This window comes from Pseudomonas thermotolerans DSM 14292, assembly GCF_000364625.1.
GTDB classification, from domain to species: Bacteria; Pseudomonadota; Gammaproteobacteria; order Pseudomonadales; family Pseudomonadaceae; genus Aquipseudomonas; species Aquipseudomonas thermotolerans.
Genome location: NZ_KB822601.1, coordinates 243676 through 250205 on the forward strand (window position 1 = coordinate 243676; position 6530 = coordinate 250205).

Here is a 6530-nt window from a genome sequence, read left to right on the forward strand (position 1 = left end):
GGCCGGCCCGGCTCAGGCGGCGCGGCGCACCGTGGCCAGCAGTGCCGCGGCGCCGACGAACAACCCGGCGAAGGTGCGGTTCAGCAGCCGCTGCTGGCGCGGCGAGCGCAGCGCGCGCAGCACCCGCGCGGCCAGGCCGGTGTAGCCGGCCATGACGATCAGGTCGACACCGATCATGGTCACCCCCATCAGCAGGTACTGCGGCAGCAGCGGCGCCTGCGGATCAAGGAACTGCGGCAGCACGGCGAGCATGAAGACGATCGCCTTGGGGTTGCTGATGTTGACCAGGAAACCGCGCACCACCAGTGTCAGCGGCCGGCCCAGCGGGCGCCGCGCGTCCTCGGCGCGCAGCTCGCTCGGCTCGGCGCGCCACTGCAGCACGGCCAGGTAGACCAGGTAGGCCACGCCGAACCACTTGATGAGGCTGAAAGCCAGCGCCGAGGCGGCGAGGATGGCGCCCACCCCGGCGGCGACGATGGCGATCTGCAGGGCCAGGCCCAACTGCAGCCCGATGGCATTCCAGTAGCCGCGCCAGAAGCCGTACTGCAACCCGCTGGACATGGAGGCGATGGCCCCGGCGCCGGGCGACAGGCTGATCACCCAACAGGCGACGAAGAAGGCGAGCCAGGTATGCAGGGCCATGGAAATCTACCTCGACGAATAATGACGCGGGCCGAACGAAGAAGGGGCAGGCCCTACAGCCTACCCCTTCGCCAGGTTGCCGCCCAGCCTCGTGCTCAGTCCGGCAGCCCCTTGCGCAGCTTCACCGGCTCCGGCTCGGGCTGCCGGTTGCGCCGCGCCATGGCCGTGCGCAGGCGGATGTTGATGGCCTCCACCGCCAGGGAGAAGGCCATGGCGAAGTAGACGTAGCCCTTCGGCACGTGCACCTCGAAGGCCTCGGCAACCAGCACGGTGCCGACCACGATGAGGAACGACAGGGCCAGCATCTTCAGCGACGGATGGCGGTCGATGAAGGCGCTGATGGTCCCGGCGGCGGCCATCATCACCAGCACCGAGATGACGATGGCGGAGATCATCACCGGCACGTTCTGCACCAGGCCCACCGCGGTGATCACCGAGTCCAGGGAGAACACGATGTCGATGATGGCGATCTGGATGACGATGCCAAGCAGGCCGGCCGAGCCGCCGGCGCTCTTCTGCTCCTCCTCGGCGCCCTCCAGGCTGTGCCAGATCTCCAGGGTGCTCTTGAACAGCAGGAACAGGCCGCCGAAGAACAGGATCAGGTCACGCCCGGACACCCCGTGGCCCCAGAGGCTGAACAGGTCGTCGGTCAGGCGCATCACCCAGGTGATCGACAGCAACAGCAGGATGCGCGTGCCCATCGCCAGGGCCAGGCCGAAGAAGCGGGCCTTGGGCTGCTGGGCGACCGGCAGGCGGCTGGCCAGAATGGAGATGAAGATGATGTTGTCGATGCCGAGGACGATCTCCAGGGCGGTCAGGGTGAAGAATGCAACCCAGATTTGCGGGTCGGCGAGCCATTCCATGTCGTTCAGTTCTCGTCGTGTTTGCCAAGGGTGGGGAAATCGGGCCCGCGCCAGCGGCGTACCGCCTTCTGGAAGAACAGGCTGTTGGGCACCTGCAGCAGGGCGCCCTGGTTATCCACGTCGGACAGCGTGGTGTAGAACGGATTGATGCCGACTACCCGGCCCTTCACCCCGGGCTTGTCGCCGCTGTCCACCACCTCGACCACGTCGCCCAGGCGGAACGGCCCGAGGGCGAAGATCAGCACCGAGCAGAACAGGTTGGAGAGCACGCTCCAGATCGCGAAGAACGCCACCGCGGCAACCGCCGCGAAGCCGGTCAGCGCGGTCCACAGCACCTCGGCGGAAACCCCCAGGCGCTCCAGCACCAGGATGAAGGCGCTGCCCATGATCAGCCAGCGCAGCCCGCCGCGCAGCGGCAGCAGCAGCTCCTGGGGCAGCTGCGGATAGTGCCCGCCGAGACGGCTGATGGCCCGGGTGACGATGCGCTGTACCAGCCAGGCCAGCAACAGGATCAGACTGACCTGGGCGAAGCGCAGCAGCGGCTCGCTCCACTCCAGGACCAGTTGGCGGAACTCGTCCATGCCCTATTCGCTCGCCTCCAGTTGGCGCTGCAGTTCCTCGAGGGTTTCCAGGGCCTCCAGCCAGGCCTCCTCCAGCGAGGCTTCCTCGGCCTTCAGACGCGCCTGGTCGGCGAGTAGTTCACGCAGCTCGTCCTTGCGCGCGGCCTCGTAAAGAGCGCTATCGGCGAGCCGTACCTCGATGCCGGCGAGGCGCTCCTGGACCTGGCCGAGCTCGCGCTCGAGCCTCTCCGCCTGCCGGCGGTACGGCGCCAGCTGCTGGCGCAGGGCCGCGGAGGCCTGGCGCTGGACGCGCCGGTCGGTCTTCTCCGCCCTCGCCGGCGCAGCGGGAGACGCCGGAGCCTGCTGGGAGCGATAGTCCACCAGCCAGCGGGCGTAGTCCTCGAGGTCGCCGTCGAAGGCCTGGACGCGGCCATCGGCGACCAGCAGGAACTCGTCAGTGGTGCTCTTCAGCAGGTGGCGATCGTGGGAGACCACCAGCACGGCGCCGGAGAACTCCTGCAGGGCCAGGGTCAGGGCCAGGCGCATCTCCAGGTCGAGGTGGTTGGTCGGCTCGTCGAGGAGCAGCAGGTTGGGCTTCTGCCAGGCGATCAGGGCCAGGGCCAGGCGCGCCTTCTCGCCGCCGGAGAAGTTCAGCACCGGCTCGTCGCAGCGCTCGCCGCGGAAATCGAAGCCGCCGAGGAAGTCGCGCAGGGTCTGTTCCCGTTCCGCCGGGGCGATGCGCTGCAGGTGCAGCAGCGGGCTGGCCTGGTCGTCCAGGGCATCCAGCTGGTGCTGAGCGAAGTAGCCGATGACCAGGTTCTCACCGCGCTGCAGACGCCCGGCCAGGGGCTCCAGCTCGCCGGCCAGGACCTTGATCAGGGTCGACTTGCCGGCGCCGTTGGGGCCGAGCAGGCCGATGCGCGCGCCGGGGGCGAGGCTCAGCTTGAGCTTGTCGAGCACCACCTTGTCGCCATAGCCGAGGCGCCCCTCGCTGAGATCCAGCAGCGGGGTGGAGATCTTCTCCGCCTCGCGGAAGCGGAAATCGAAGGGCGAGTCGATGTGCGCCGGGGCCAGCTCCTCCAGGCGCTCCAGGGCCTTGATGCGGCTCTGCGCCTGGCGCGCCTTGGTGGCCTTGGCCTTGAAGCGGCGGATGAAGGCTTCCATGTGCGCGCGCTGAGCCTGCTGCTTCTCGTAGGCGGCCTGCTGCTGGGCCAGGCGCTCCGCGCGGGTGCGCTCGAAGGCCGAGTAGCCGCCACGGTAGAGGGTCAGCTTGCGCTGCTCCAGGTGCACCACATGGTCGACCACGGCATCCAGGAAGTCACGGTCGTGGGAAATCAGCAGCAGGGTGCCGGGGTAGCCCTTGAGCCATTCCTCCAGCCAGAGGATGGCATCCAGATCCAGGTGGTTGGTAGGCTCGTCGAGGAGCAACAGCTCGGACGGGCACATCAGCGCCTGAGCCAGGTTCAGGCGCATCCGCCAGCCCCCGGAGAAGTCGCCGACCCGGCGTTCCATCTGCGTGGCGTCGAAGCCCAGGCCGGCCAGCAGCTTGCGCGCCCGGGCATCGGCGCTGTAGCCGTCGGCGGCGTCCAGCTCATGGTGCAGGCGGGCGATGGCAGCGCCGTCCTGAGCCGCCTCGGCGACCGCCAGGTCGCGCTGGATCTGACGCAGACGCGGGTCGCCGTCGAGCACGTAGTCCACCGCCAGGCGCTCCAGATCGTTGACCTCCTGGCGCATATGGGCGATGCGCCAGTCGGCGGGCACCTGGCAGTCGCCGGCATCTGCGCCCAGCTCGCCGCGCAGCAGGGCGAACAGACTGGACTTGCCGGCGCCGTTGGCACCGATCAGGCCGACCTTCTGGCCAGCGTGCAGGGTCAGCTCGGCGCCTTCGAGCAGGCGCTGAGGTCCTCGTTGCAGTGTAAGGTTGAGCAGTCGGATCATGATGGGCGCGGAGTCTACCAGCTTCGCCCCGGCGCCGCACGGAGACCGAAATGCCGTCTGACCTGTGGAGTTTTGCCGTTCATTTCTACCAGCGAGAAGGCATCGAGGAGGCCTGCCTGCAGCTGCAGGAGGCCGGAGCCGACGTCTGCCTGCTGCTCGCCGGCGCCTGGCTGGGTCAGCGCGGGGTGGCCTTCGCCACGGAGCGCGCGGATTGTCTGCGCGCCATCGCCACGCCCTGGCAGGCCGAGGTGATCAGTCCGCTGCGCACCCTGCGGCAGGCCTGGCGCGCCCGCGCCCAGACGGACGAGGCCCTCGGCGGCCTGCGCGAACAGCTCAAGGCTCTGGAACTGTCTGCGGAACGCCAGCTGCTGCTGCGCCTGGAAAGCGCTGCGCAGGCCTGGCCGGAGGATGAGGCGCGGAATACCCAGCTGTGGCTGTGGGGCCTGGCCGACGAGTCCGGCAGCCAGGCGCCCGAGGCCCTGCGCCGGCTGCGCGAGGCGCTGGGCGACTAGCAGGCTTTCACAGGAATGGCGGCAGCCCGCACGCGAAAGGGCGTGCGGGCCTGCAGGCGGGGCTCAGGATGCGCCGGACAGCGGAGCGCCGCCATTGGTGGCGGTCGCCGGAGCGGGCACCGGAGTAGTGGTCGGCGCCGGTTGGCTGGCCGCAGCCGGTTTGGCGGCAGGCTTGCGGGCGACCGGCTTGGCCGCGGCCTTCGCAGCGCTGCCGGCCGGCTTCGCGGCAGCAGGCTTGCTCGCGGCTTTCGCCGTCGGTTTGGCGGTCGGCTTGCTGGCCGTAGTCGCCGCCGGCTTGGCGCTGCTCTTCGCCGCAGCGGCCGGCTTCACAGCCGGTTTGCTCGCCACCTTGGTCGCCGGCCTGCTGGCGGCGGCCTTGCCGGCCGACCTTGCCGCAACCTTGGTCGCAGGCTTGGCAGCCGCCGTGGCGCTTTTCCTGGCAGGCTTCGCGGCTGGTTTCGATACCGGTTTGGCGGCGGGCCTTCTGGCACTGCCGGCTTTGACCGGGGTCTTGGCGGCCGGCGCCTGCTCTTCGGAGCGGGAATCCAACAGCTTGCTGACCGCCTCGCGCACCTTGCCGACGCCCTGGGCGAGCTTCAGGCTTTCCTGGGTGTCACGCTTGAGCTGGACGATATAGGCCCGGGTCTCAGCCTGGCGGACCTTGAGAGTGTCGAGGAGCTCCTCCAGTTCAGCCACGGCCTTCCTCGCCTTCGCTTGGGCCTTGGCCTTGCCGGCCTGGGCGGCTTCCTGGACCTTACTGCGGGTCTTGTGCAGTTTCTCCTGGGTCTTGGCGCGCTGTTTCTCCAGCTTGGTCAGCAGTTTCTCGGCATCCACCAGAGCCTGGGAACAGGCCTGCTCCAAGTGCTCGAGGAGGCTGCCCGAGAGCTGCTGAAGCAAATGCAGAGGAGTGGATACCTTCTTCTTTTTGGCCGGCATGGTGGTCTCCTGACGGACAGAGGGTGCGCCCCCATACTAGTCGTCCCGCCACGGGCTCGCCAACATCCGGCCGAATGGCAGGCATAATCGGCACTCACCGCCCGAGAGAGCCGTCCCCATGCCGCGTTTCCTGCCCCTCTACCTGCTACTTGCCGCCACACCCCTGCTGGCTGTCGAGCCCGGTGACGACCTCGCCTACGCCCTCGGCGCACGACTCGGCGAACGGCTGCGCGGCGAGGTTCCCGGACTGAACGTCGAAGAACTGCTGACGGGGCTGCGCCAGGCCTACCGCGGCGAAACACTGCGCCTCGACGCCCGGCACATCGACCATCTGCTCGCCGAGCACGAGGTCCACCAGCAGGACGCCGAAGTGGAACGGGCGATGGCCCGCGAGCGGCGCTTCCTGGCCAACGAGAAGGCCCGCCCCGGAGTACGCGAGCTGGCCGGCGGCGTGCTGCGCAGCGAGCTGCGGGCCGGGCTGGGCGCCAGACCGAAGGCTGACGGCCGGGTGCGGGTGCGCTATGCCGGCTGGCTGGCCGACGGCAGCCTGTTCGACGAAAGCCAGACGCCGCAGTGGTTCAAGCTGGATAGCGTGATCGCCGGCTGGCGCACCGCCCTGCTGGAGATGCCGACCGGCGCGAAATGGCGGCTGGTGATTCCCTCGGCGCAGGCCTACGGGGCGCAAGGCGCAGGCGATCTGATCCCGCCCCACACCCCGCTGGTGTTCGAGGTGGAACTGCTGGAGGTGGCCGACTGAAGCGGCGGCACGCCGCGGGCTAGGTGTGATCTCTCAGTAGGTTGTTCATCCGGGGCATTCCCGGAATTCTGGAAGTGCGACCAACACAGCCTTCCAGGAGCCCCGGATGAACCTGCATAAACATGCCCGTCTTACCCCGCGCGGTCGAGCCCTTCTTGTCCGGCGTATCGAACAGGGGCTACGTGTCGAGGATGCTGCCCAGGCCGCCGGCGTCAGTGTGCGGACCGCCTACAAGTGGCTGCGGCGCTTTCGCCAGGAAGGCGAGGCTGGCCTGGCCGATCGCTCATCTCGGCCAAGGCACTGCCCGCATGCCACCTCAGAA

8 protein-coding genes are annotated in these 6530 nt (G+C 68.9%); 3 read left to right on the forward strand and 5 right to left on the reverse strand.

Annotated elements, in window-relative coordinates; genetic code table 11:
* Nucleotides 1–12 precede the first annotated feature (12 nt).
* From rhtB to H165_RS0104070, 4 genes are all read right to left on the reverse strand, one after another.
* Entirely contained in the window at nucleotides 13–642 is a 630-nt protein-coding gene (gene rhtB, locus H165_RS0104055; RefSeq protein ID WP_017937631.1) for a homoserine/homoserine lactone efflux protein, read from the reverse strand.
* A gap of 95 nt (nucleotides 643–737) precedes the next feature.
* Nucleotides 738–1505: a TerC family protein gene (locus tag H165_RS0104060; protein ID WP_017937632.1), complete on the reverse strand. Its 768-nt coding sequence runs from the start codon at nucleotides 1503–1505 to the stop codon at nucleotides 738–740.
* Nucleotides 1506–1510: 5 nt separating this feature from the next.
* Nucleotides 1511–2086, reverse strand: coding sequence for a mechanosensitive ion channel family protein (locus tag H165_RS0104065; RefSeq protein ID WP_017937633.1), 576 nt, complete (start codon nucleotides 2084–2086; stop codon nucleotides 1511–1513).
* A 3-nt stretch (nucleotides 2087–2089) separates the two neighbouring features.
* Nucleotides 2090–4003 carry an ATP-binding cassette domain-containing protein gene (locus H165_RS0104070; RefSeq protein ID WP_017937634.1) on the reverse strand — a complete coding sequence of 638 codons (1914 nt, stop codon included), beginning with the start codon at nucleotides 4001–4003 and terminating at the stop codon, nucleotides 2090–2092.
* Between the two features lie 50 nt (nucleotides 4004–4053).
* On the opposite strand from H165_RS0104070, the gene H165_RS0104075 reads away from it, so the two are divergent.
* A complete protein-coding gene (locus tag H165_RS0104075) occupies nucleotides 4054–4515 on the forward strand; it encodes a TIGR02444 family protein (protein ID WP_017937635.1) in 462 nt (153 codons plus the stop codon).
* A 63-nt stretch (nucleotides 4516–4578) separates the two neighbouring features.
* On the opposite strand, the gene H165_RS0104080 is transcribed toward H165_RS0104075, so the two are convergent.
* The gene (locus H165_RS0104080; protein WP_017937636.1) at nucleotides 4579–5451 is read right to left on the reverse strand and encodes an AlgP family protein; all 873 of its coding nucleotides are present in this window, start codon (nucleotides 5449–5451) and stop codon (nucleotides 4579–4581) included.
* A gap of 118 nt (nucleotides 5452–5569) precedes the next feature.
* Between H165_RS0104080 and H165_RS0104085 the strand changes: the two genes are divergently transcribed.
* Both H165_RS0104085 and H165_RS19070 read left to right on the forward strand, forming a co-directional pair.
* Nucleotides 5570–6208 carry an FKBP-type peptidyl-prolyl cis-trans isomerase gene (locus H165_RS0104085; RefSeq protein ID WP_017937637.1) on the forward strand — a complete coding sequence of 213 codons (639 nt, stop codon included), beginning with the start codon at nucleotides 5570–5572 and terminating at the stop codon, nucleotides 6206–6208.
* A 106-nt stretch (nucleotides 6209–6314) separates the two neighbouring features.
* Nucleotides 6315–6530: leucine zipper domain-containing protein (locus tag H165_RS19070; protein ID WP_155943577.1), on the forward strand; the 216-nt coding region annotated here is incomplete at its 3' end.

What these genes read in the sequence shown, in the direction of transcription:
- H165_RS0104075 (WP_017937635.1), top strand. Translation starts at nt 4,054, where the DNA reads ATGCCGTCTGACCTGTGGAGTTTTGCCGTTCATTTCTACCAGCGAGAA.
- H165_RS0104065 (WP_017937633.1), bottom strand. Translation starts at nt 2,086, where the DNA reads ATGGACGAGTTCCGCCAACTGGTCCTGGAGTGGAGCGAGCCGCTGCTG.
- H165_RS0104080 (WP_017937636.1), bottom strand. Translation starts at nt 5,451, where the DNA reads ATGCCGGCCAAAAAGAAGAAGGTATCCACTCCTCTGCATTTGCTTCAG.
- H165_RS0104060 (WP_017937632.1), bottom strand. Translation starts at nt 1,505, where the DNA reads ATGGAATGGCTCGCCGACCCGCAAATCTGGGTTGCATTCTTCACCCTG.
- H165_RS0104070 (WP_017937634.1), bottom strand. Translation starts at nt 4,003, where the DNA reads ATGATCCGACTGCTCAACCTTACACTGCAACGAGGACCTCAGCGCCTG.
- rhtB (WP_017937631.1), bottom strand. Translation starts at nt 642, where the DNA reads ATGGCCCTGCATACCTGGCTCGCCTTCTTCGTCGCCTGTTGGGTGATC.
- H165_RS0104085 (WP_017937637.1), top strand. Translation starts at nt 5,570, where the DNA reads ATGCCGCGTTTCCTGCCCCTCTACCTGCTACTTGCCGCCACACCCCTG.